This window comes from Microbispora bryophytorum (assembly GCF_006874465.1).
In the GTDB taxonomy this organism is placed as follows: Bacteria; Actinomycetota; Actinomycetes; order Streptosporangiales; family Streptosporangiaceae; genus Microbispora; species Microbispora bryophytorum.
Genome location: NZ_VIRL01000008.1, coordinates 30,054 through 52,533, shown reverse-complemented (window position 1 = coordinate 52,533; position 22,480 = coordinate 30,054). Strand labels below are relative to the sequence as shown.

At 71.2% G+C, this 22,480-nt stretch carries 16 protein-coding genes; 7 read left to right on the top strand and 9 right to left on the bottom strand.

The window, feature by feature from the left end; translation table 11 throughout:
- Positions 1–73: 73 nt before the first annotated feature.
- Entirely contained in the window at positions 74–1,987 is a 1,914-nt protein-coding gene (dxs, locus tag FLX07_RS16750; protein ID WP_142571734.1) for a 1-deoxy-D-xylulose-5-phosphate synthase, read from the top strand.
- Between the two features lie 66 nt (positions 1,988–2,053).
- Entirely contained in the window at positions 2,054–3,535 is a 1,482-nt protein-coding gene (locus FLX07_RS16745; RefSeq protein ID WP_142571733.1) for an amino acid permease, read from the top strand.
- Here the strand turns inward: FLX07_RS16745 and FLX07_RS16740 are convergent.
- Positions 3,501–4,121 carry a LysE family translocator gene (locus tag FLX07_RS16740; protein WP_142571732.1) on the bottom strand — a complete coding sequence of 207 codons (621 nt, stop codon included), beginning with the start codon at positions 4,119–4,121 and terminating at the stop codon, positions 3,501–3,503. The genes FLX07_RS16745 and FLX07_RS16740 overlap by 35 nt on opposite strands.
- Positions 4,122–4,755: 634 nt before the next feature.
- On the opposite strand from FLX07_RS16740, the gene FLX07_RS16735 reads away from it, so the two are divergent.
- Complete coding sequence (locus FLX07_RS16735; protein ID WP_142571731.1) at positions 4,756–7,008, top strand: alpha/beta hydrolase; 2,253 nt, start codon at positions 4,756–4,758, stop codon at positions 7,006–7,008.
- 208 nt (positions 7,009–7,216) lie between these two features.
- Here FLX07_RS16735 and FLX07_RS16730 read toward each other — a convergent pair whose 3' ends face one another.
- On the bottom strand, positions 7,217–7,585 hold the full coding sequence (locus FLX07_RS16730) for a MerR family transcriptional regulator (protein ID WP_142571730.1): 369 nt from the start codon (positions 7,583–7,585) through the stop codon (positions 7,217–7,219).
- Positions 7,586–7,713: 128 nt separating this feature from the next.
- On the opposite strand from FLX07_RS16730, the gene FLX07_RS16725 reads away from it, so the two are divergent.
- Both FLX07_RS16725 and FLX07_RS16720 read left to right on the top strand, forming a co-directional pair.
- A complete protein-coding gene (locus FLX07_RS16725) occupies positions 7,714–8,787 on the top strand; it encodes an alkene reductase (protein ID WP_142571729.1) in 1,074 nt (357 codons plus the stop codon).
- A gap of 200 nt (positions 8,788–8,987) precedes the next feature.
- A complete protein-coding gene (locus tag FLX07_RS16720) occupies positions 8,988–9,800 on the top strand; it encodes a permease-like cell division protein FtsX (RefSeq protein WP_142571728.1) in 813 nt (270 codons plus the stop codon).
- Between the two features lie 80 nt (positions 9,801–9,880).
- On the opposite strand, the gene FLX07_RS16715 is transcribed toward FLX07_RS16720, so the two are convergent.
- From FLX07_RS16715 to FLX07_RS16705, 3 genes are all read right to left on the bottom strand, one after another.
- Complete coding sequence (locus FLX07_RS16715; protein ID WP_142571727.1) at positions 9,881–10,213, bottom strand: DUF6247 family protein; 333 nt, start codon at positions 10,211–10,213, stop codon at positions 9,881–9,883.
- A 146-nt stretch (positions 10,214–10,359) separates the two neighbouring features.
- Complete coding sequence (locus tag FLX07_RS16710; protein WP_142571726.1) at positions 10,360–12,465, bottom strand: 3-hydroxyacyl-CoA dehydrogenase NAD-binding domain-containing protein; 2,106 nt, start codon at positions 12,463–12,465, stop codon at positions 10,360–10,362.
- Positions 12,462–13,646 carry a thiolase family protein gene (locus FLX07_RS16705; protein WP_142571725.1) on the bottom strand — a complete coding sequence of 395 codons (1,185 nt, stop codon included), beginning with the start codon at positions 13,644–13,646 and terminating at the stop codon, positions 12,462–12,464. The genes FLX07_RS16710 and FLX07_RS16705 overlap by 4 nt, the downstream gene beginning before the upstream one ends.
- A 239-nt stretch (positions 13,647–13,885) precedes the next feature.
- On the opposite strand from FLX07_RS16705, the gene FLX07_RS16700 reads away from it, so the two are divergent.
- Entirely contained in the window at positions 13,886–16,348 is a 2,463-nt protein-coding gene (locus FLX07_RS16700; RefSeq protein WP_142571724.1) for an alpha/beta hydrolase, read from the top strand.
- A 218-nt stretch (positions 16,349–16,566) separates the two neighbouring features.
- On the opposite strand, the gene FLX07_RS16695 is transcribed toward FLX07_RS16700, so the two are convergent.
- Complete coding sequence (locus FLX07_RS16695; protein ID WP_142571723.1) at positions 16,567–17,790, bottom strand: HRDC domain-containing protein; 1,224 nt, start codon at positions 17,788–17,790, stop codon at positions 16,567–16,569.
- A gap of 3 nt (positions 17,791–17,793) precedes the next feature.
- Positions 17,794–18,390, bottom strand: a complete 597-nt coding sequence (locus tag FLX07_RS16690; RefSeq protein WP_142571722.1) for a DUF3000 domain-containing protein — start codon at positions 18,388–18,390, stop codon at positions 17,794–17,796.
- 498 nt (positions 18,391–18,888) lie between these two features.
- Between FLX07_RS16690 and hemE the strand changes: the two genes are divergently transcribed.
- Complete coding sequence (hemE, locus tag FLX07_RS16685; RefSeq protein WP_142571721.1) at positions 18,889–19,926, top strand: uroporphyrinogen decarboxylase; 1,038 nt, start codon at positions 18,889–18,891, stop codon at positions 19,924–19,926.
- A gap of 3 nt (positions 19,927–19,929) precedes the next feature.
- Here hemE and FLX07_RS16680 read toward each other — a convergent pair whose 3' ends face one another.
- Positions 19,930–21,018 carry a DUF4349 domain-containing protein gene (locus FLX07_RS16680; RefSeq protein ID WP_142571720.1) on the bottom strand — a complete coding sequence of 363 codons (1,089 nt, stop codon included), beginning with the start codon at positions 21,016–21,018 and terminating at the stop codon, positions 19,930–19,932.
- Between the two features lie 195 nt (positions 21,019–21,213).
- On the bottom strand, positions 21,214–22,362 hold the full coding sequence (locus FLX07_RS16675; RefSeq protein ID WP_189105011.1) for a sugar phosphate isomerase/epimerase family protein: 1,149 nt from the start codon (positions 22,360–22,362) through the stop codon (positions 21,214–21,216).
- Between the last annotated feature and the right edge of the window lie 118 nt (positions 22,363–22,480).

Here is a 22,480-nt window from a genome sequence, read left to right as displayed (position 1 = left end):
GCAACCCCTGATACCCCCGCACGTTCCTAGAACTAGACTCGATCCGTTCGACGGCGAGCGGGAAGGATGAGCGGTGGGGATTCTGGAGACGATCAAGGACCCGCTCGATGTGAAGCGTCTTGAGGCCGGGGAGCTGCCCCTGCTGGCGGAGGAGATCCGCGATCTGCTGGTCTCCTCCGTGGCGAGGGCCGGCGGCCACCTCGGGCCCAACCTCGGCGTCGTCGAGCTGACCATCGCCCTCCACAGGGTCTTCGACTCGCCCCGCGACCCGATCCTGTTCGACACCGGCCACCAGGCGTACGTGCACAAGATGCTGACCGGGCGGGCCGGGCACTTCGGCACGCTGCGCCAGGAGGGCGGCCTGTCGGGGTATCCGAGCCGCACCGAGTCGGAGCACGACTTCATCGAGAACTCACACGCCTCCACCGTCCTGTCGTACGCCGACGGGCTGGCAAAGGCGATCACGCTGCGCGGGGAGACCGACCGCACGGTGGTGGCGCTGATCGGCGACGGTGCGCTGACCGGCGGCATGGCCTGGGAGGCGCTGAACAACATCGCCGGGCGCAAGGACCTGCCGCTGATCATCGTGGTCAACGACAACGGCCGTTCCTACTCGCCGACGATCGGCGGTCTCGCCTCCCACCTGTCGTCGCTGCGGATGAGCCAGGGCTACGAGCACGTGCTCGAACTGGTGAAGAACAACCTCGGCCGGGTGCCCTTGGTCGGCGCGCCGCTGTACGACACGCTGCACGGCATCAAGAAGGGCCTGAAGGACATCCTGACCCCGCAGGTCATGTTCGAGGACCTCGGGCTGAAGTACGTCGGCCCGATCGACGGCCACGACGAGGGGGCGGTGGAGGCCGCCCTGCGCCGCGCCAGGAGCTTCCGCGGTCCCGTCATCGTCCACGTGCTCACCCGCAAGGGCAACGGCTACGCGCACGCGGAGAACCACGACGAGGACTGCTTCCACTCGCCGCAGCCCTTCGACATCGAGACCGGCGAGGAGCGGCCCAGGCCGCACAGCTGGACCAACGTGTTCAGCGGCGAGATGGTCGAGATCGGAGCCGAGCGGAAGGACGTCGTCGCGATCACCGCGGCGATGCTCCACCCCACCGGCCTGGCGGCGTTCGCCGAGGCGTACCCGGACCGCATCTACGACGTGGGCATCGCCGAGCAGCACGCCCTGACCAGTGCCGCGGGGCTCGCGATGGGCGGCGCCCACCCGGTCGTGGCGGTATACGCGACCTTCCTCAACCGGGCCTTCGACCAGCTCCTGATGGACGTGGCGCTGCACCGGCAGCCGGTCACCGTCGTGCTCGACCGGGCCGGGGTCACCGGCGACGACGGGCCGAGCCACAACGGCATGTGGGACCTGTCGATCCTCCAGGTGATCCCCGGGCTGTCGGTCGCCGCCCCTCGCGACGGCGCGCGGCTGCGTGAGCTGCTGGCGGAGGCGGTGGCGATCGAGGACGGCCCGACCGTGGTCCGCTTCCCCAAGGGCGCCCTGCCCAAGGACGTGGAGGCCGTCGGCAAGCTCGGCGGGATGGACGTGCTCCGCACCGGCGACGCCGACGTGCTGCTGGTCGCGGTCGGCCCGATGGCCGAGATCTGCATGGAGGCCGCGACCCTCCTCGACGCGCAGGGCATCTCGGCCACCGTGGTGGACCCCCGCTGGGTGAAGCCCCTGGACGAGGCCCTGGTGCTGGCCGCCGCCGCGCACAAGCTGGTCGTCGTGGTCGAGGACAGCGGCCGGGTCGGCGGCGTGGGCGACGCCGTGGCGCGCCTGCTGCGCGACGCCGACGTGGACGTGCCGGTGCGGACCTACGGCATCCCCCAGCGCTTCCTCGACCACGCCAAGCGGGCCAAGATCCTCTCCGAGATCGGCCTGACCGGGCAGGGCCTCGCGCGGCAGATCACCGAGGCCGTGGCGCGCCGGTCGCAGGTGATGGAGAGCCACCCGGCGCGGCTCGCGCAGCCCACCGACTGACAACGATGAGTAATCCCGGCATGACCGGGAAGTCTGCAGGTCATCGACGTGATGAGGAGCCTGCGGATGAGCCTTTTCCGGACGAAGCCGGTAGAACAGTCGATTGAGGATGCGGAGGGCGGCGAGCATCGGCTCAGGCGCACCCTGAGCGCCCTCGACCTCACCGTCTTCGGCATCGGCGTCATCGTGGGCACCGGTATCTTCGTGCTGACCGGCGTGGCGGCGCGCAACACGGCCGGCCCGGCGGTCGCGATCTCCTTCGTGATCGCCGGGATCGTGTGCGCGCTCGCGGCCCTGTGCTACGCCGAGTTCGCCGCCACCGTCCCGGTCGCCGGCTCGGCCTACACCTACGCGTACGCGACGATCGGCGAGTTCCCGGCCTGGATCATCGGCTGGGACCTGATGCTGGAGCTGGCGCTGGGCGCGGCGGTGGTCGCCTCGGGCTGGTCGGGCTACTTCGCCTCGCTGCTGAAGAACTTCGGGATCTACCTGCCGTCGTCCATCGCCGGCGACGAGGCCGTCTTCAACATCCCGGCGGCGCTGATCGTGATCCTGCTGACCGGGGTGCTGGTGGCCGGGATCAAGATGTCGGCCCGGTTCAACGGCGCCATGGTGGCGGTCAAGCTGGCCGTCGTGCTGCTCGTGATCATCGCCGGGTTGTTCTTCATCAAGGAGGCCAACTACCAGCCGTTCGTCCCGCCGTCCCACGCGATGGCCGCGGGGGAGGGCATGAAGGCCCCGCTCATCCAGGTGCTGTTCGGCGTGCAGCCGGTCGCGTACGGCGTCTTCGGCGTCTTCACCGCCGCCGCCCTGGTGTTCTTCGCCTACATCGGCTTCGACGTCGTGGCGACCGCCGCCGAGGAGACCCGCCGCCCGCAGCGTGACCTGCCGATCGGGATCATCGCCTCGCTGATCGTCTGCACGATCCTCTACGTGGCGGTGTCGCTCGTGGTCGTCGGCATGCAGCACTATTCGGAGCTCAGCGCGTCGGCCCCGCTCGCCGACGCGTTCCGGTCGGTGGGCCAGCCCTGGATGGCGACGCTGATCAGCGTCGGAGCCATCGCCGGGCTCACCACCGTCGTGATGATCCTCATGCTGGGCCAGAGCCGGGTGCTGTTCGCGATGTGCCGCGACAACCTGCTGCCCCGATCCCTCGCCAAGGTCCACCCGACGTTCCGCACGCCGTACCGGATCACGATCGTCATCGGCGCGGCCACCGCGCTGCTCGCGGCGCTGATCCCGCTGAGCGCCATCGCGGAGCTGGTGAACATCGGCACGCTGTTCGCGTTCGTGATCGTCGCGGTGGCGGTGGTGGTGCTCCGCAGGACCCGCCCCGACCTGCCCCGCTCGTTCCGCACGCCGTTCGTGCCGGTGGTGCCGATCCTGTCGGTGCTGGCCTCGGCCTACCTGATGCTCAACCTGCCCGTGGAGACCTGGATCCGGTTCTTCGCCTGGATGGTCGTGGGCGCCGTCGTCTACTTCCTGTACGGCCGCCGCCGCAGCAGGGTGGCCGCTACAGCCCCTGGGGAAGCAGTCCTCGAACGGTGAGGACGGCGCCGACCACGGCGAGCAGCGCGCCGCTCGCGCCCAGCAGCAGGCGGTAGCCGCGCGAGGTCAGCCGGTGCCGGCCGGCCCCCACGGCCCCCGCCAGCGCCACCTTGGAACCCACGAGGACGAGGTAGAACCCGCCGACGAAGACCAGCGCGTACGCCGGGGCCCGGCCCCACGCCGAGACGAAGATCGGTGAGCCCACCGCGATCCAGAACAGCCAGGGGTGCGGGTTGAGCAGGTTCACCACCACGCCGCGCATGACCTCCCGGGCCGAGGAGGGCGCGTCCTCGCCGGGGCGTGGCGGCAGGGCCGTACGGGCCTCGCGCAGCGTCTCCACGCCCAGGTACACGACGTAGAGCCCGCCTCCGACCGACAGCACGCGCAGGAGCACCTGGGGCAGCGCCCCGACGGCCATCACGGCGAGCAGCACCACGGGCAGGTCGGACAGCAAGGGCACGCAGGCCAGGCGCACTCCCGAGCGGAATCCGCCGCGCAGGCTGGCCGTGATGACGAGCGTCAGCAGAGCGCCGGGCGTGACGCCCGCCCCCAGACCGAGGCTGAGCCCCATCAGCAGTTCCGTCACGCCGGCAACCTCCCGTTTCGTCCGCACGAGAGGCTATCGCCGCCGCTCGGGCGGGTCGCCGGGTGTGTGCGGTCATGCGGACGGCGCGGCCGGACCGGACGGCGGGTTGACGGCGGTGGCCGAATCCCGGAAAACAGCATCCTTCGAATGAGCCGCCGATGCGGTGGTGTCAGAGGGGCCGGTCAAGCGCCGGCGACGGTTGCGCCGTAAACATTGCGCAATACGTTTCCGGACGGGACAGGATTCACGGCCGGACGCGTCGCTTGCCGAAAACCGTTGCCCGGCGCCAGACGCTACGGGACGCACGCAGACGCGAGGCCGCCCTTGCAGCCCGCGAACCCGATGCCATATTCGCCGCTGCCCCCTGATGCGGCATATCTCGGAGCCGGCGCCGGTGGATCCGCCCTGTCCTGGCCGGCATGGGCGATTCGCGGTGTGCTTTCAGAGGCTTGTGTTTCCAAACGGTATCAAATACCTTGACTCGGTGGAATCGCGACTGATAGCGCTTATGGCTTAAAGAGCGTGAATGCGCCCCTGACGAGGGAGGTTCAGGCGCGGTATCCGTAGCGCTTTTCCCGACGAGTCAGGCCGGTCGGTCAGACCGGCCGCTGCCGGCCATCAGGGGAGTTTCAGCATGACGTTATTCCATCACGGCGGCCTGCGCCCCGAGGGCGTGCGCCGGCTCTCGGCGGCGATCGCCGCCGGAGTCATGGCGATCGCGGCGGTTATGGTCGCGCCGCGTCCGGCGGCGGCGGACACGCCCTGGCTGGATGTTTCGGATGACGGCTACGTGGCGATCAGCATCCCGGCGGCCTCCATCGAGGCCAAGGTGGGCCCCGTGTCGGAGGTGATGGTCGAGGGGAACTTCGGCCCCTCCTTCGCCTGGGCGGAGTACGGCCTGACCCGCCGGGGCGACGTCTGGTGGGGGGCCCTCGGCCCGCTCAAGCCGGGGCTGTACTCGTATCAGGTCACGGGTGACGACTCCAAGAGTCTCAAGGATCCGACGAACGCCGCCGGTGTGGCGTCCAAGCCGCTGTGGAGCACCTTCCTCGTCGCGGGCGATTCGGCGCGTCTGCTGGCGGACGCGCCGGAGGGACAGGGTGGCAAGGTCGAGACCCTGACCTATGAGGTGAAGAAGCAGGAGCGGTCGGCCCTGGTGTGGACGCCGCCGGGCTACCAGGCCAAGGCGCCCGGTCCCAAGGGTCCGGGTCCCGAGGGTCCCAAGGGTCCGGGTCCCCAGGGCCCGGGTTCCGAGCGTCCGGGGCCCAAGGGTTATCCGGTGCTGTTCCTTCAGTCCGGCGATGAGGTGAGCGCCGGTGACTGGCTCGATCTCGGTCGTGCCAAGCAGATCCTCGACAACCTGTCGATCCAGGGTGCCGTGGAGCCGATGGTGGTCGTGATCAGCGATGGCGACGGGCCGACCGGCGACAAGGATCTGAAGGACCTGCGCAAGGCGGTCGGGGACACCTACAACGTCCTGCGCGATCCGGCGCACCAGGCGATCGCCGGGGTGTCCGAGGGCGGGTCGCAGGCGCTGCGTGCCGCGCTGACCACCCCGGGGCAGTTCGCCTACGCCGGCTCGTTCTCGGGCCTGCTGACGGACGGCGTGGACCGGGCGAAGGCCGGCGCGATTAATCGCGATCTCAAGCTGGTGCGTCTGTACACCGGGAACGTGACCGACCCGGCGTACAACGCGACCGTGCGCCTGACGAAGGCGCTCAAGCAGGCCGGTATCAGGTACGAATTCGACGGGGTCAACCCCGACGGCGGGGCGAACTGGGGCGCCTGGCAGGAGAACCTGATCGATTTCGTGCCGCGGCTGTTCCGCAACGTGTCGGATCACGGTCCGAGCGCCGGTCACGGGCCGCTGAAGGGCGAGTTCACCCCGCCGCCTGCGGGCACCACTCCGACGCCGTTCGTGAAGGATGGCTTCGTCACCTTCGAGACCTCGACGGACTTCAAGGACGCCAAGCACGTCACCGTGTGGGCGAACGACGCTCCCGGGGGAAGCTGGCTGCGTATTCCGATGTCCCGTGACGGCGACCGGTGGCGGGTGACCGTGGGTCCGCTGGACCCGTGGTTCTACTACTACCAGTGGATCGTGGACCGGGTCGCGGCCAAGGACGCCTCGAACCCGACGAAGGTGACCTCCGAGCCGAACTGGAGCAGCTTCTTCATCCCCGGTGAGAGGTCGCGTCTGCTCTCGGACGTTCCCGAAGGCAAGGGCGGAAAGGTCGAGAGCCTGACCTACCACAGCGATGTGGCCAACCAGGACCGGACCGCACTGGTGTGGACCCCGCCCGGTTACGACCCCGACCGCGCGGAGCCGTATCCCGTCTTCTACCTCCAGCACGGCAGCGGTCAGAGCTACACCGACTGGGTGGAGATGGGCCGCGCGAAGCAGATCCTCGACCACCAATTCCTCGACGGCGACCTGGTGCCGATGGTGGTCGTGATGGGCAACGGCAACGTGCCCGACTTCAACAAGGAGTTGCTGGACAACATCGTTCCGGCGGCTCGCGCTCACTACAACGTCTCCAGCGACCCGTCGCAGCAGGCCCTCGCGGGTCTTTCGATGGGCGGTGTGCAGACGCTCGGGGTGCTCAAGGCCTACCCGGGCCGGTTCGCCTACGTCGCGGCGTTCTCGGCCTGGTTCGGCAGCGGCACCGGCGTCGACGCGGCGGCGATCAACAACGGCACCAAGCTGTTGCGCCTGTACGTCGGCGACCAGACCGACTTCGTGCAGCCGTTGTTCCTGGCGTCCCTGCCCACATTGGACGGTCTGGGCATCCGCTACGAGTTCGACGGGGTCACCCCTGGGCCGCACGGCTGGGACGTGTGGCAGAAGAACCTCATCGACCTGGCGCCGCGCCTGTTCAAACGCTGACCCGCGTTCACGCGCTGGCCTGCGTTCACGCGCTGGCCTGGGTTCACGCAGTGCGCTGCGTTCAGTAGCTGCGCTGGGGGCTCCACGGCGCGGTCGCCCGATCGTACGGGCGGCCGCGCCGCACTGTTGCGCCCTGACGCCCTGCCGGAACGGGGAGCGTGCGGCCGGGGCGGCGTTCACGAATGGTGGCGCGCCGTCATGCCCAGGGTCAGCGAGGCGTCAGCTGGGCGCGATGGGCACGGTTGACGTCGACGACCCGGTCGAGGGCGTCGCGGGCCCGCAGGAGCTCGTCGATGTGCCGGCTGATCCGGTCTCGCTCCTGAACCAGCCGCTCGAACGCCTCGTCGGAGTTCCGCTCGCTCGGCGAGTCGACACACGGGAGCACTTCGGCGATCGTCCGGCTGGAGAGCCCGGCGGCGTACAGGCGCTGGATGAGCTGTACGCGCTCGACCTCGCCGTCGGTGTAGTGGCGCTGGCCGCTCGGGCTGCGCGTGCTGATGAGCAGGCCCTGCTCCTCGTAGTAGCGCAGGGAGCGGACGCTCACCCCGGCCCGCGTCGCCAACTCGCCGATTCGCATCACGCCTCCTGTCGGAAAAGTCTCGGCACAAACGCTTGCCTCTGACGTCAATGTCAGGTCTTAGCGTAGTCGTCGTGTCCAGCCGGCGGACACGACCATCCGCAGGAACCCCAGAAAGGCGTGCAGCAATGACGTCCCTTTTCGACCGCTACCGGCTCGGCGCGCTGACCCTGCCCAACCGCGTGGTGATGGCCCCGATGACGCGGGTCCGTGCGGCCGCGGGCGGCCTGGCGACACCGTCGATGGCGGCCTACTACGCCCAGCGCGCCACCGCCGGGCTCATCGTGACCGAAGGAGTGCAGCCGAGCCTCGTCGGGCAGTCCAACCCGGGCACCCCAGGGCTGCACACCGACGAGCAGGTCGCGTCGTGGCGGCCGGTCACCGACGCGGTCCACACCAACGGCGGCCGCGTCTTCGCCCAGATCATGCACGGGGGCCGCGTCTCCCACCCGGACACCACGGGGATGCGGCCGGTGGCCCCCTCGGCCGTTGCCGCCCCCGGGGAGGTCTTCACCCCGGCAGGACCCCGGCCCGCGCCCGTGCCGAGGGCGCTGGAGACCGCCGAGGTGCCCGAGCACGCCCTGTCCTATGGGCGAGCCGCGCGCAGGGCCGTCGACGCGGGCTTCGACGGCGTGGAACTGCACGGCGCGAACGGCTACCTCATCGCCCAGTTCCTGTCGAGCAGCGCCAACCTGCGCACCGACGCCTACGGCGGGTCGATCGCGGGCCGCATCCGCTTCGCCGTGGAGGCGGTGTCGGCGACCGTGGAGGCGGTGGGAGGCGACCGTACGGGCATCCGGCTCTCGCCCGGCGCGGGCTTCTGGGGCGCGGAGGAGACCGACGTTCCCGAGCTGTACGGCGCGCTGCTCGCGGAGCTGGCCTCCCTGGACCTGGCGTATGTCCACATCGAGGCCACCACCGACGAGGACGTGCTCGTCGAACTGCGCAAGGCCTGGCCCGGCACGCTCGTCGTCAACCCGGTCCTCCCGATGGGTCCCCGGAAGGCGGACAAGGCCGCGGCCGATCACTGGCTGAGCCTCGGCGCCGACCTGATCAGTTTCGGCCGCGCCTTCATCGCCAATCCCGACCTTGTGGAGCGGCTGCGCCAGGGGCTTCCCATCGCGCCGGACGACGAGTCCACGTGGTACCAGGGCGGCGACGCCGGCTACCTCACCTACCCCGCCTACCGGCACGCGGCCTGACCGGGTATGGAAGCGCGGCGAGCCGCCGCGCCGGTGTGCGCGGCGGCTCAGCATCGAGATGAGCTTCGATGTCGCTGAGCACGTTCCCAGCCCCTTTCCGCCGATCTCCTGTTCCGAGCATGATCTCGCGCGGAGAGGGTCGGAGGCCGTCGCGCGATGCCGCTTGACCGCTTTGAGGATCATTGGGCATATTCGCCGACATGTCTGATGGGACCGAGTCGAGATCCTCCCGGTCACGACTGTTGTGGATCGCGGGTCCGCTCGTCGTCGCCACGCTGATCGCCGCCGCCTGGGGGCTGCCCAATCTGATGGCCGGCTCGGCCGGGCCGACACAGGGGCCCCTCCCGCCGCCACCGGGCCCCTGGCCCACGACCGGCACGTTCCAGGTGGGCTTCGATTCGGCGACCGAGGCCGAGAAGAAGACCGTTCTTGCCGCGCTCGAAGCCCGCTCCGATGTGAGCGAGGTCAGATACCGCTCGGCCGAGCAGGAGTGGAAGGAGTATCAGGAGGCCGGGGAGCTCACGTGGATCAGGGACGGCGGACACGAGTTCGGCCGCGAAGACATGAGCGACTCCATCGTCGGCGTCCTGCTCGACCGGTCGAAGTCCGATGAGATCTCCCGCGTGATCGAAGCGCTGCCCGGCGTGGACGCCGTCTATTCCCAGGGCGACGGATTCTGGTACGGCAAGGCACAGGTGACGCTGCGCCTGTGCCTGCTCAAGCCGATCGAGGGCGCGGGCTGCCGTCAGCCCCTGACCACGGCACAGCAGAAGGCGGTCGTCGAAGCGATCCGCGGCACGCCGGAGGTCGAGGCGTTCTACTTCGAGGATCCCGAGCACGCCACCAAGGACCTGCGGGCCCGCACCGACAGCGACTTCACGGCCGGGGTGTCCTATTACCACCTGAAGCTCGACGACCCCGACGACGTCCCCACCGTCATCGGCCGCTTCCGGGGCATGGAAGGCCTCTGGCAGGCCCGGCCGGTCGAACGCTGTCTGCTGGCCACATGTTGACCGGACCGGGCGCCGCGTCTCCTCAGACAGCGTGGCGCTTTTGATTTTCCGGCTGTCCGGTCAACCATGGGCTTGTACGCTCACGCATCGAGCCTGGAAGCGGCGAGAATCTGGCGCCACGGCTTTCCCTCGGAACGGGGTCCGCCGGCGAGGACATGTGCGGCCCGCTCGTGCATCTGCCGGCGGCCTTCGGGATCGCGTACCGAGTCGCAGGCGGAGATCCACCACCGGTGTACGAACGCGTTCAGCGCACCCAGGTCCAGGCTGACCCTGACCTCGTCGAGCACTGCCTTCAGCCCCGCGTCGAACGCCTCACGGTCCTGAGGGATGGTCAACGCGGCGCGTATGGCCCGCAGGTTCTTCTCCGGCAACGGCGTCTCGCCAGGCACGAAGTCGTGCGGCTGCGCTGTCATGGCCTGCTCCCTTCCTGCTCATAGCAGACTACAGAGGAGGGGTGACATCCTCGGCATTCCAGGGCTTCAGAGCCCACCCAGGTCGCAGCTTCGGTAATGCGGAGCCGCCGCGCCGGGTCGGGCGCGGCGGCTCGGGGCAGGACAACTCAGGCGGGTACGGAGGCGACGCCGGGCTCCAGGAAGCGGGAGCCGGTGACCTCCTCGGAGATGCCCGTCCGGTCGAGGTACGGCGTGATGCCGCCGGTGTGGAACGGCCAGCCCGCGCCGAGGATCATGCACAGGTCGATGTCCTGTGCTGCGGAGACCACGCCCTCGTCGAGCATGAGCCTGATCTCCTGGGCGAGGGCCCGCAGCGCGCGCAGCCGCACCTCGTCGGCGGTCGAGGGGGACGAGCCGCCCTCGAACAGCGCCCGCACCTCCGGGTCGATCTGGAAGTCCGGGCCGTAGAGGCCGGGCTTGCCCGCGGCGACCAGCTCGGCGAGGTTCCCCGACACGCCGAAACGGTCCGGGAACGCCGCGTGCATGGTCTCGGCGACGTGCAGCGCGACGGCCGGGCCGACGAGCTGCAGCAGCGCGAACGGCGTCATCGGCAGGCCGAGCGAGTCGAGCGCGTGGTCGGCGACCTCCAGAGGGGTGCCCTCGTCGGCCGCCGCCGTGACCTCGCCCATGAACCGCGTCAGCAGCCGGTTGACGACGAACGCGGGCGCGTCCTTGACCAGCACGCACGACTTCTTCAGCGTCTTGCCGACCGCGAAGGCCGTGGACAGCGTCGGGTCGTCGGTGGCGGCGCCCCGGACGATCTCCAGCAGCGGCAGCACCGCGACCGGGTTGAAGAAGTGGAAGCCCACGACCCGCTCCGGGTGCCGCAGACCCGCCGCCATGTCGGTGACCGACAGCGAGGAGGTGTTGGTGGCGAGCACGCAGGTCTCGGAGACGACCTCCTCGACCTCGGCGAAGACCTTCTGCTTCACGCCGAGGTCCTCGAACACCGCCTCGATGACGAAATCGGCGTCGGCGAAGGCGTCCTTGGTCAGCGACCCCGTGACCAGGCCCTTCAGCCGGTTGGCCTGGTCGGCGGAGATCCGGCTCTTGCCGAGCAGCCTGCCGACCTCGGCGTGCACGTAGCCGACGCCCTTGTCGAGCCGGGCCTGGTCGAGGTCGGTCATGACGACCGGGACCTCCAGGCGGCGGGCGAACAGCAGAGCGAGCTGCGAGGCCATCAGCCCGGCGCCCACCACGCCGACCTTGGTGACCGGGCGGGCGAGCGACCTGTCCGGCGCGCCGGCCGGTCGCTTGGCCCGGCGCTGCACCAGGTCGAAGGCGTACAGCCCGGCCCGCAGCTCGTCGCTCATGAGCAGGTCGGCCAGCGCCTCGTCTTCGGCGGCGAAGCCCTCCTCGCGCGACGCCGTACGGGCCAGGGCCATGAGGTCGAGCGCCCGGTAGGGCGCGGGGGAGGCCCCGCGCAGCTTGAGGTCGACGAGGGTCCTGGCCCGATCGATCACCGGCGCCCAGTCCGCGGCGGCGTGGTCGGCCCGCTCGACGCTCACCTCGCCGCGCAGCACCTGGGCCGCCCACCGCAGCGACTCCTCGATGAAGTCGGCGGGCTCGAACACCGCGTCGGCGATCCCGAGGGCGAACGCGTCGCGGCCCTTGATCATGCGGTTCTGCGACAGCGGGTTCTCGATGACGAGCTTGAGCGCCCTCTCGGGGCCGATCAGGCGGGGGAGCAACTGGGTGCCGCCCCATCCGGGCACCAGGCCGAGGAAGCACTCCGGCAGCGCGATCGCCGGGACGCCGGACGACACGGTGCGGTAGGTGCAGTGCAGAGCGATCTCCAGGCCGCCGCCCATCGCGGCGCCGTTCACGAACGCGAACGACGGCACGTCCAGCTCGCCGAGGCGGCGGAACACGTGGTGCCCGAGCCGTCCGATGGCCAGCGCCTCCTCGCGGGAGGACACCGCCGCAGCGCCCTTGAGGTCGGCTCCGACGGCGAAGATGAACGGCTTGCCGACGACGCCGACGGCCGCGAGATCGGAGCGCGCGGCGATCGCGTCGAGCGCGTCGTTCAGCGCGAGCAGGCCGTGCGGGCCGAAGGTGTTGGGCTTGGTGTGGTCGAGGCCGTTGTCGAGCGTGATCAGCGCCATCGTGCCCGCGCCGTACGGCAGCTCGACGTCGCGCACGAGCGCCTTGGTGACGACCTCGTCGGCGTTCTTGCCCTCCAGGAGGGCCCTGCTGGTGTCGAGAGTGCTCATGACAGGTTCTCCCAGATGACCGTGCCGCCCATGCCCATGCCGACGCACATCGTGGTGATCCCGTAGCGGACGTCGGGCCGCTCGGCGAACGCGCGCGACAGCTGGATCATCAGCCGGACGCCCGACGAGGCGAGCGGGTGGCCGAACGCGATCGCGCCGCCGTACGGGTTGACGCGCGGGTCGTCGTCGGCGATGCCGAAGTGCTCCAGGAAGGCCAGCACCTGTACGGCGAACGCCTCGTTGATCTCGAACAGGCCGATGTCGTCGACGGACAGCCCGGCCAGGCGCAGCGCCCTCTCGGTGGAGGGGATCGGGCCGACGCCCATGACCTCGGGGTCCACGCCGGCGAAGGCGTAGGACACCAGCCGCATGCGCGGGGTCAGGCCCAGCTCCCGCGCGACGTCCTCGGCGGCCACGATGCAGCCGGTCGCGCCGTCGTTGATGCCGGACGAGTTGGCCGCGGTGACCCGTCCGTGGGCGCGGAAGGGCGTCTTCAACCCGCGGATGCCCTCCAGCGTCGTGCCGGGGCGCGGCGCCTCGTCCACGGTGGCCAGGCCCCAGCCCTCGGCGGCCCTGCGGGTGGCCATCGGCACCAGGTCGCGCTGGATCCTGCCGTCGGCGTACGCCTTGGCGACCTTCTCCTGCGAGGCCACGGCGTAGGCGTCGGCGCGCTCCTTGGTGATGGACGGGTAGCGGTCGTGCAGGTTTTCCGCGGTCATGCCCATGACCAGTGCCGAGCCGTCCACGAGCTGCTCGGACAGGAACCGGGGGTTGGGGTCCACCCCTTCGCCCATGGGGTGGCGGCCCATGTGCTCGACGCCGCCGGCGATGGCCACGTCGTACGCGCCGAAGGAGATGCCGCCCGCCACGGTGGTGACGGCGGTCATCGCGCCGGCGCACATGCGGTCGATCGCGTAGCCGGGGACCGACTTCGGCAGGCCGGCGAGCACCGCCGCGGACCTGCCGATGGTCAGGCCCTGGTCGCCGATCTGGGTGGTGGCCGCGATGGCCACCTCGTCCACCCGCTCCGGGGGGAGGCCGGGGTTGCGCCGCATCAGCTCGCGGATGACGCGGACTACCAGGTCGTCGGCACGCGTCTCGGCGTACAGGCCCTTCGGGCCCGACCTGCCGAAAGGCGTCCGAACGCCGTCGACGAAGACGACTTCACGGGACGCAGGCACGGGTTCGCTCCTACTTGTCGGTAGCTTCCGGCCTCCTATGCTACTGGTCAGTAACCGGTTCCGGCATCGGCGGGCCCGCCGCGCCTGTGCGTGATCGTTAACTGGTCGGAAACCGGCAGGAATCAGCGCACGTCACCAGTGACGATCTCATTCAGGGTGCAACCCCTCAAACCTCAAGAATCCCTCCTGTAACTCTCGTGGGCGGCTTTCTTGGGGCATTGCAGTCGAAAAAGGAACCAATGCGCTCTCCTGTGCCCGCCTGGACCAAGGCGCTCGCCGCGGCCGTCACTGCCGCGACCCTGTCCACCCCCCTCCTCGCAGGACCCGCGTACGCCGCGCCGCCCGGATCGACCAGTGCGGCCGGCGCGGACGGCACCTGGACCGTCGAACCCGTCGGCGGCGGCCACCGGGTCACCCTCCACCTGAACAAGCCGCTGCCGGTCCGCGACGCGGTCCCCGAGCTCGCGGCGGACGGCCGCTCGCTCGGCCCGGCCGAGGAGTCGCCCGACGGTATGACGCTGACCCTCGTCACCCCCGACCCCGCCGTCGCCACGGCGTCGTCCGTCGACGTGGCCTGGAACGGCGAGGCCCCCGAGGCCGCCGCGGCGGCCGCCGGTAGGACCGCGCCCCCGCCCGGCAATCCGCCCGCCGATCCGCCCGGCAAGCCCGGTAAGCCCGGCAATCCGCCCGGCCCGCCCGGCAAGCCGGATCCCGCGCCGGTCGACCCCGCCGCGCCCGGTCCGTACGCCGTGACCCACGACGAGTACGACCTCGGCGACACCGCCATCACCCTGGAGGGGCTCGGCGGCCGTCCGGCCGAGATCCGGGCGAAGGTCTACCTGCCGGACGGCGCCCGCGGCAAGCGCCCGGTGGTCGTCTTCCTGCACGGCCGCCACTCGGCCTGCTACAACCCGACTGCCTGGACGTCGTCCAACACGCAGTGGCCCTGCCCGGCGGGGCAGCAGCCGATCGCCAGCTACCAGGGCTACGACGGCCCCGCCGACGTGCTCGCGAGCAACGGGTACGTCGTCGTGTCGGTCAGCGCCAACGGCGTCAACGCCGCCGACAACCCCTACAGCGAGGACCGGGGCGCGCTCGCCCGGGGCGAGGTCGTCATGCGGCACCTCGACCTGCTCGCCGACGCCGACCGGGGCGTGGGCGACGCGAAGCTCGTCAGCCTGTTCAAGGGCCGCCTCGACATGGCCGACGTCGGCCTGATGGGTCACTCGCGTGGAGGCGAGGGCGTCGTCAAGGCCGCGCTGATGAACGCGGGCCGGGCCAAGCCGTACGGGATCAGGGCGGTGCTCCCGCTCGCGCCGACGGACTTCGCGCGGGCGACCCTGCCCGGCACGCCGATGGCCGTCATCCTGCCCTACTGCGACGGGGACGTCTCCAACCAGCAGGGCCAGCACTTCTACGACGACTCCCGGTACGCCGAGGACGACGACCCGGCCTTCCGCTCCTCGCTGATGGTCATGGGCGCCGACCACAACTTCTTCAACACCGAGTGGACCCCGGGCGTGGCGCACGCGCCCGCGTCCGACGACTGGTCCAACCGCAACGACCCGGTCTGCGGCGGCACCGCGTCGTCGCGGCTGACCGCCGCCGAGCAGTACGCCGTCGGCACCGCGTACATCGCGGGGTTCTTCCGCCTCGTCCAGGGCGGCGAGCAGGGCCTGCTGCCGCTGTTCGACGGCAGCGGCGGCACCGCCGCCTCCGCCGGACGGGCCGTCGTGCACGCCGTCGCGCAGGCGCCCGCCGGTAAGCGCTTCGACGTGGCCTCCTTCACGTCGCTCGCGCCGTCCACGCGGGTCACCGGCTCGGCCGCCGCGGCCGTCTGCGCCGGAATGCTCGACCGCTCGCCGCAGAGCGGCCTGCCGTCCTGCGCCTCCACGCTGACCACCGCGCAGGCGCCGTCCTGGACGCCCGCGACGTACGCGAACAATGTCGCCTCGACACCGGTGCTGCGGTTCTCCTGGAGCGACCCCACGGGCACGGTGACGGTGCCGCTCGACAAGCGGGACCAGAACGTCTCCCGTTATGACGCGCTCACCTTCCGCACCGCGAGGGACGAGACGGCGACCGGCGACGTGGACCTCGCGGTCGAGATCGTCGACAAGCACGGCGCGTCCCGCACGGTCAAGGTGTCCGAGGTCAGCGACGCGCTCACGGCGTTCCCGGGCACGGCCTCGCCGCTGCCCAAGACCTGGCTGCGCACGGTGCGCGTCCCGCTGAGCTCGCTCACCGGCGTCAAGCCGCAGCAGATCAGCGAGATCCGGATCTCGGGTGCGACTCAGACGGGCGCGGTCTACCTCGCCGACGTCGCGTTCACCACGGACGCCGCGGGTGAGGCCCGCACCGACAGGCTGCCGCAGGTGTCGGTGGAGGGAGCCACGGTGGACGAGGGCGACGGCCCGGGCACGGCCACGATGACGGTGCGGCTGTCGAAGAAGAGCCCCACGCCGGTGACGGTCCAGATCCAGACGATGGCGACCGGGGACGCCCCGGTGATCGGCTCGGCGGCGCAGGAGGTCGTCATCCCGGCCGGGTCCCCGCAGGCGACCTTCCAGGTGCCCGTCAACGGCGACACCGCGGTGGCGTCCGCGCCGCAGTCCTACCAGGTGGTCGCCTCGGTGCCGGTCAACGCGACGATCGGGAACGGCTTCGCCCGGCTCGTCGTGACCGACGACGACGCGGTCTGATCACAACGGCTCCCGGGGGCGCGCAGGCCGCGCCTCCGGGAGAGGAAGCTCCTGGACGTACGCCGGCCGCTGCCGGTCGCGTACGTCCAGGAGCTTCTGCCTGCTCCATCCGTCCCGTCACCGGCAGGACATGGAAGGGCTCAGCCGGCGTCGGGCAGCAGGGCTTCACGGGCGAGCCGGACCTGGCCAGGCCGGTCACCAGGATGCGGCCCCGCATCTCACACCTCTCCTTTGATCTCCAGCCGTTCGAGCGCCTTGGCCAGCGGGTGGACGGTCAGGCCGATCTGCCACTCCCGCACGCCCAGTGAGCGCAGCCGCTCCGCCACGGTCTCCTCGCTGATCGGCGCGGGCGGCTCCCAGGTCAGCCTGCGTACGGCGTCGGGCTGGAGCAGGTTCTCCGTCGGCATGCGGTGCTCGTCCGCGAGCGCGGCGACGACGGCCCGCGCCGCCGCGAGCCGCTTGGCGGCGGCGGGGTCACGGTCGGCCCACCGGTTGGCCGGGGGAGGGCCGTCCCCGGGGCCCGCGGGCTGCGGGAGCGCCGCCTCCGGCATCGTCCGGGCCCGGTTCACCGCCGCCAGCCAGTCGTTGAGGTGGCGGCGGGCGCTGCGGCCGACGAACGGCGTGATCTCGGTGAGGGCCTTGGTCGTGCGCGGCTGGTCGAGGGCGGCCTGCACGATCGCCGAGTCGGGCAGCACGCGGCCCGGCGCGAGGTCGGCCTCCCGGGCGATCTCGTCGCGCAGCGTCCACAGCTCCCGCACCAGGGCGAGCCCGCGCAGCGTGCGCACCCGGTGGATGCCCGAGGTGCGCCGCCACGGGTCGGTACGCGGGGGATGGGCGGGGGCGGCCAGGATCGATGTGAACTCCTCCAGCGCCCACTCCAGCTTGCCGGTGGTGGCCAGCTCGTTGTGCAGGATGTCGCGGAGCTCGACCAGCACCTCCACGTCGAGCGCCGCGTAGCGCAGCCAGTCCTCCGGCAGCGGGCGGGCCGACCAGTCGGCCGCGGAGTGCCCCTTCTCCAGCCGCAGGCCGAGGACGAGCTCGACCATGGTCCCCAGGCCGACCCGTTCGTAGCCGAGCAGCCGCCCGGCCAGCTCGGTGTCGAACAGCCGCCGCGGGCGGAAGCCCAGCTCGGCCAGGCACGGCAGGTCCTGGTTCGCGGCGTGCAGGACGATCTCGGCGTCGCGTACGGCCTCGTCCAGAGCGGACAGGTCGGGACACTTGATCGGGTCGATCAGGGCGCTGCCCGCGCCGGCCCGGCGCAGCTGCACCAGGTAGGCGCGGCCGCTGTAGCGGTATCCGGAGGCACGCTCGGCGTCGACGGCCACCGGCCCCGTCCCGCGGGCGAAGGCGTCCACGGCGGCCGCGAGCGCGGCGGAGTCCTCGATGACGGGCGGGATTCCCTCGCGCGGCTCCAACAGGGGCTGGATTACGGGTTCTGTCACGGGCTAAGGAACTTTCGGATCATCTCGGCGGGTGGGGCGCGGATGCAGTGTGGCGACATCGGGCGGCAGCGGGGGGATGCCGGCGGCCAGGCACATGAGGTCGCACCAGGCGGCCGCGTGCGACGACAGGTCCTCGTCGAGCGGCGACCACGAGGCCCGCAGCTCGATCTCGGTGGTGACGGGGTCGTCAGCCTTGCCGCCGAACCCCTCCGAGACGGCGCGGGTGACGGTGCCGCCCACCGCGGCGTATCTCGCGCCGTGGGCGTCGAGCGCCTCGGTCAGCCAGCTCCAGGCCACCGGCCCCATCAGCGGGTCTGTGGTCATCTCCGGCTCCACGTCGGCGCGTACGTAGGCGACGAGGCGGAACGGCCCCTCCCAGCCGCGCTGGCCCTCGGGGTCGAACAGCATGATCAGGCGGCCGACGGCGAGTTCGTCGTCGTCACGGTACACGGACGCCCCGACCGCACCGGAGTACGGCGCGAGCCGCTGGGGGGCGGGAATGTCCTCCAGCTCTATCTCCGGCCGCACCTCGGCGGGGCGCAGCGTCTCCAGCGCGCGCCGGAAGGCGGCGGGAGGCGCAGGCGGTTCACCGAGGGTCATGACGGAAGAGTAGGTCGGATTCGGGAGAGCACGAAGCAGGGGGGTGGCTGTGGGGGGCATCGGAAGTCGTCAAACCGTCGCCACCAGTCGGCCCGTCACCCGGTCGGCCGCCCGTGCCGGGGCGCGTCCGCGCGTGCGGGCGGTGCGCGCGGCGTCGCTGCCGGCACAGTGCTCAGTGCGGCGTTCGGGGGAACTCCACATCGAAGTCATCGCTCCGGGGCCTCTCGTCGGATCCACGGTGGTGGCGGTCGCTCGGGACTGATCCGACGTTGGCACGTCCCGGCGACATTTCCCCGCATCGCACTCGGCGTGTCTCGAAAGTGGTATTGGAATCGATGCCGGATGGCCGATTGGCGAACACATTGCCGAGCTGTGAGATGACTCACAGGAGGGGATGGGGTTCACCTTACGCGATCAACGGCCATCCTCGCGTCGTTCGGGAGCCCCAGGTCGTGGGTCCAGGCGCCGGGCGGCACCGGGGCATGGCAGGCTGGTGCCGTGAAACCCCAGCTCGACGATTCCGTTTTCATTCGCGCGTGCCGGCGCGAGCCCGTTCCGCACACGCCGGTCTGGTACATGCGCCAGGCCGGGCGGTCGCTGCCCGAGTACCGCAGGGTGCGCGCGGGCGTCGAGATGCTCACCGCCTGCGCCACCCCCGACCTCGTGGTCGAGATCACCATGCAGCCGGTCCGCAGGTACGGCACGGACGCGGCGATCTTCTTCAGCGACATCGTGGTCCCCCTCAAGGCCATCGGCGTCGACCTCGACATCAAGCCGGGCGTCGGGCCGGTCGTCGGGACCCCCATCCGCGACAAGGCGGGCATGGAGGTCCTGCGCCCCCTGGAGCCGGACGACGTCTCCTACGTGACGGAGGCGGTCGGCACGCTGACCGCCGAGCTGGGCGGTATCCCGCTGATCGGCTTCGCCGGAGGGCCGTTCACGCTCGCGTCGTACCTGATCGAGGGCGGGCCCTCCAAGAACCACGACCGCACCAAGGCCATGATGTACGGCGAGCCCGAGTTGTGGCACGAGCTGATGGAGCGGCTCGGCGCGATCACGCTCGCCTTCCTGCGTGTGCAGGTGGCGGCGGGGGCCTCGGCCGTCCAGCTGTTCGACTCGTGGGTGGGCGCGGTCGCGCCGCAGGACTACCGCACCTACGTGCTGCCGCACACCGGCAAGATCTTCGCCGGCCTGGCGGACCTCGGCGTGCCGCGCATCCACTTCGGCGTCGGCACCGGCGAGCTGCTCGGCCTCATGGGCGAGGCCGGCGCCGACGTGGTGGGCGTGGACTGGCGGGTGCCGCTCGACGAGGCCGCGCTGCGCGTGGGCGCGGGCAAGGCGCTGCAGGGCAACCTCGACCCGGCGATCCTGCTCGCGCCCTGGGAGGTCGTAGAGAGGCGGGCCAGGGACGTGCTCGAACGCGGCCGGGTGGCCGAGGGGCACGTGTTCAACCTCGGCCACGGCGTGCTTCCCTCGACCGACCCCGACCAGCTCGCCCGGCTCACCGACTTCGTCCACGCGTCGTCGGCCCGCTGAGCGCTACCGCGGGGTGCGCTCGGATTCCCGGCTCTGATCCTGGTTCTCGTCCCGGCCCTCGCGGGGAGCCTGCTCCGGTGAGCCGGGGCGCGGCTGCCCGGCGGGGCCGCCCGTGGGCGGCGGACCCGCGGGGAAACCGGGCCCGTGCCCGGGAGGGACGGAGCCGGGGGGCACGGGACCGGCCGGCGGGGCGGCGCGGCGGCGCATCCGGCGCATGACGATCCGGACGGCCAGCCACAGCACACCGGCCACGACGATCCAGGGCAGCAGCGCGCCCAGCACGGTCAGCGCCATCACGGTCGACGCGGTCAGGGTGTCCCACCCGGCGCGCAGCCCGGCGAGGAAGCCGGTCGCGTCCTCCTTGTCCTTGGGGCGGGCGGAGGGCTGCAGCGCGGGCACGAGGGTGAGCGTGACCGTGGCCATGCCGGTCTGCGCCTCCAGGGCCTTCTGCCTGGCCTGCAGCGACTCCAGATCGGCCTCGCGGCTGGAGATCTCCCGTTCGATTTCGAGGATCTCGCCGATCTTGTTCGCCTTCGACAGCAGCGTGCGGAACTGCCCGAGCGTGGCCTCGGCCGACTTCACCCGGCTGGCGACGTCGGCGACCTCCTCGGTGACGTCCTGCGCGTTCTGCCGCACCGACGTGCGTTCCCCGAGGTCGCGTCCGAGCTGGGCCAGGACGTCGGCGTAGCGTGCCGGGGGCACCCTGAACGCGATCATCGACTGGACGCCGCCGGGGACGGACTCGCTGCGCTCCTCGGCGACGTACCCGCCCGCGCCCGTCACGATCGCCTTCGCGCGGTCGGACGCCGCCGTGACGTCCTTGGCCTCGACGGTGAGCTCGCCCTGGTAGATGATCGCCCGGTCGGACGGGTCGAGCCTGGTCTTCTCCTGCCCGTCGCCCGCGCCGCCCGTGGCGGGCGCCCGTTCCCTGCTCTGATCCGCGGCCCCGGCCGTGTCGGCCCGTCCGGCCGGAGCCATGGTGGCGGCGACGCTGCCGGCCGCGTCGCTGCTGGACTCGCCCGAGCCGCCGCACCCCGTCAACAGAAAGGCGACGGCCGCCAGGGCCGCCGCGCCGTACCGGATTCGCCTCATGTTCTTTACATCGGCTCACCGATGAACACAGTTCGGCGCCGGCGATCACGATGGCATCACGATGCCGCCGTGATCGCCGGCGCCTCTGCGGGGGGTGGGGGTGCGGGCCCGTGGGCCCGGGCGGGGAAGGCGGACCGCCGCGCGCCGGTGGAACAGGTCGGACGCGTGGCGGGGCCGCCATGCTCAGTGAGGTCGTCAGCCGCGCAGAGCGGACATGTTCCGGTAGCTCAGGTCCGCGTACTGCAGGGACTGGCCCTGGTGCGACGCGTCGCCGGGGGCGTTGTCCTGCTCGTACATCGGGTTGTGGTAGCCCTTGGCGCCCGTGCCGCGGAAGAACGCCGCGTAGTCGATGTCACCGGTGCCGAACGGAACCATGTCGTAGCCGTTGGACGTCCCGGTGTTGATCTTCCCGTCCTTGGCGTGGAACAGCGGGAACCGCATGGTCTGCGCCTGCACGACGCCGAGCGGGTTGAAGACCTGCGTCTGGGTGGACCCGTCGGACGCGGTGAAGGTCTTGTACTTGTACTGCGCGACGTGGGCCCAGAAGATGTCCATCTCCAGCCAGACGTGCTTCGGGTCGGTCTTCTGGAGGAAGTACTCCAGGCGGCGGATGCCGGAGGAGCGGGTGGGCCGGCCCTGCGCGTCGAGCGGGCCGCTGTCGAGCAGGAAGCTGTAGGCCACGTCGTGGTTGTGCGTGTACAGCTTGAGGCCCGCGGCGGTGGCGATCTCGCCCAGCGCGTTCCACTTGTCGGCGGCGACGTCCCAGTCGGCCTTGTAGGCGCTGCCGGTCGGGTCGCTGCCGGTGCCCACGTGGCTCATGCCGAGGATGTCGGCGATCTCCAGGTGGAGCTTGAAGCGGTCCAGGTCGGCCTGGCTCAGCGGCCAGGAGCCGGGGATGAAGCCGTGGTTGCCCTGGGCGACCAGGCCGTTGTCGTCCAGCCAGCGGCGCAGCAGGCGGGCGCCCTCGACGGTCTCCAGGTTGGCGCCGCCCTCGGCGTTGCCGTGCTGGCTGTAGCCGGCGAACTCCACCTGGGCGTAGCCGATCCGGCCGAGCTCCTCCAGCACGGCGCGGAAGCCGGACGGGAGGTTGCTGGACAGCGGGTCGCGGGAGATGGCGTCGCGGACGGTGTACAGGATGATGCCGCGCCGCGGCGGCGGGACCAGGATGCCGTTCGGCCCCTTACCCGCGGTCGCCGCCTGCGCGGCCGACTTCAGCGGACCGGCCGCGGCGACGGCGGCGACCGCCGCCATGCCGGTCGTGGCCGCGAGGAACCGGCGCCGGTTGAGCCCCAGCCTGCGTCCGAGGTGACCGGCCGTGTCCATCTCTTCTTCGTACGCACTCATCGTCTAGAAAGCTCCATCTGCGTGAAGGACCTGATCCCCCGATGACGCGGCCGCTCCGCTGGTGACTCCGCCGTTCGCCTCACTCTGGCCACCTGGTGACTGTGCGGAGCACGTGTCG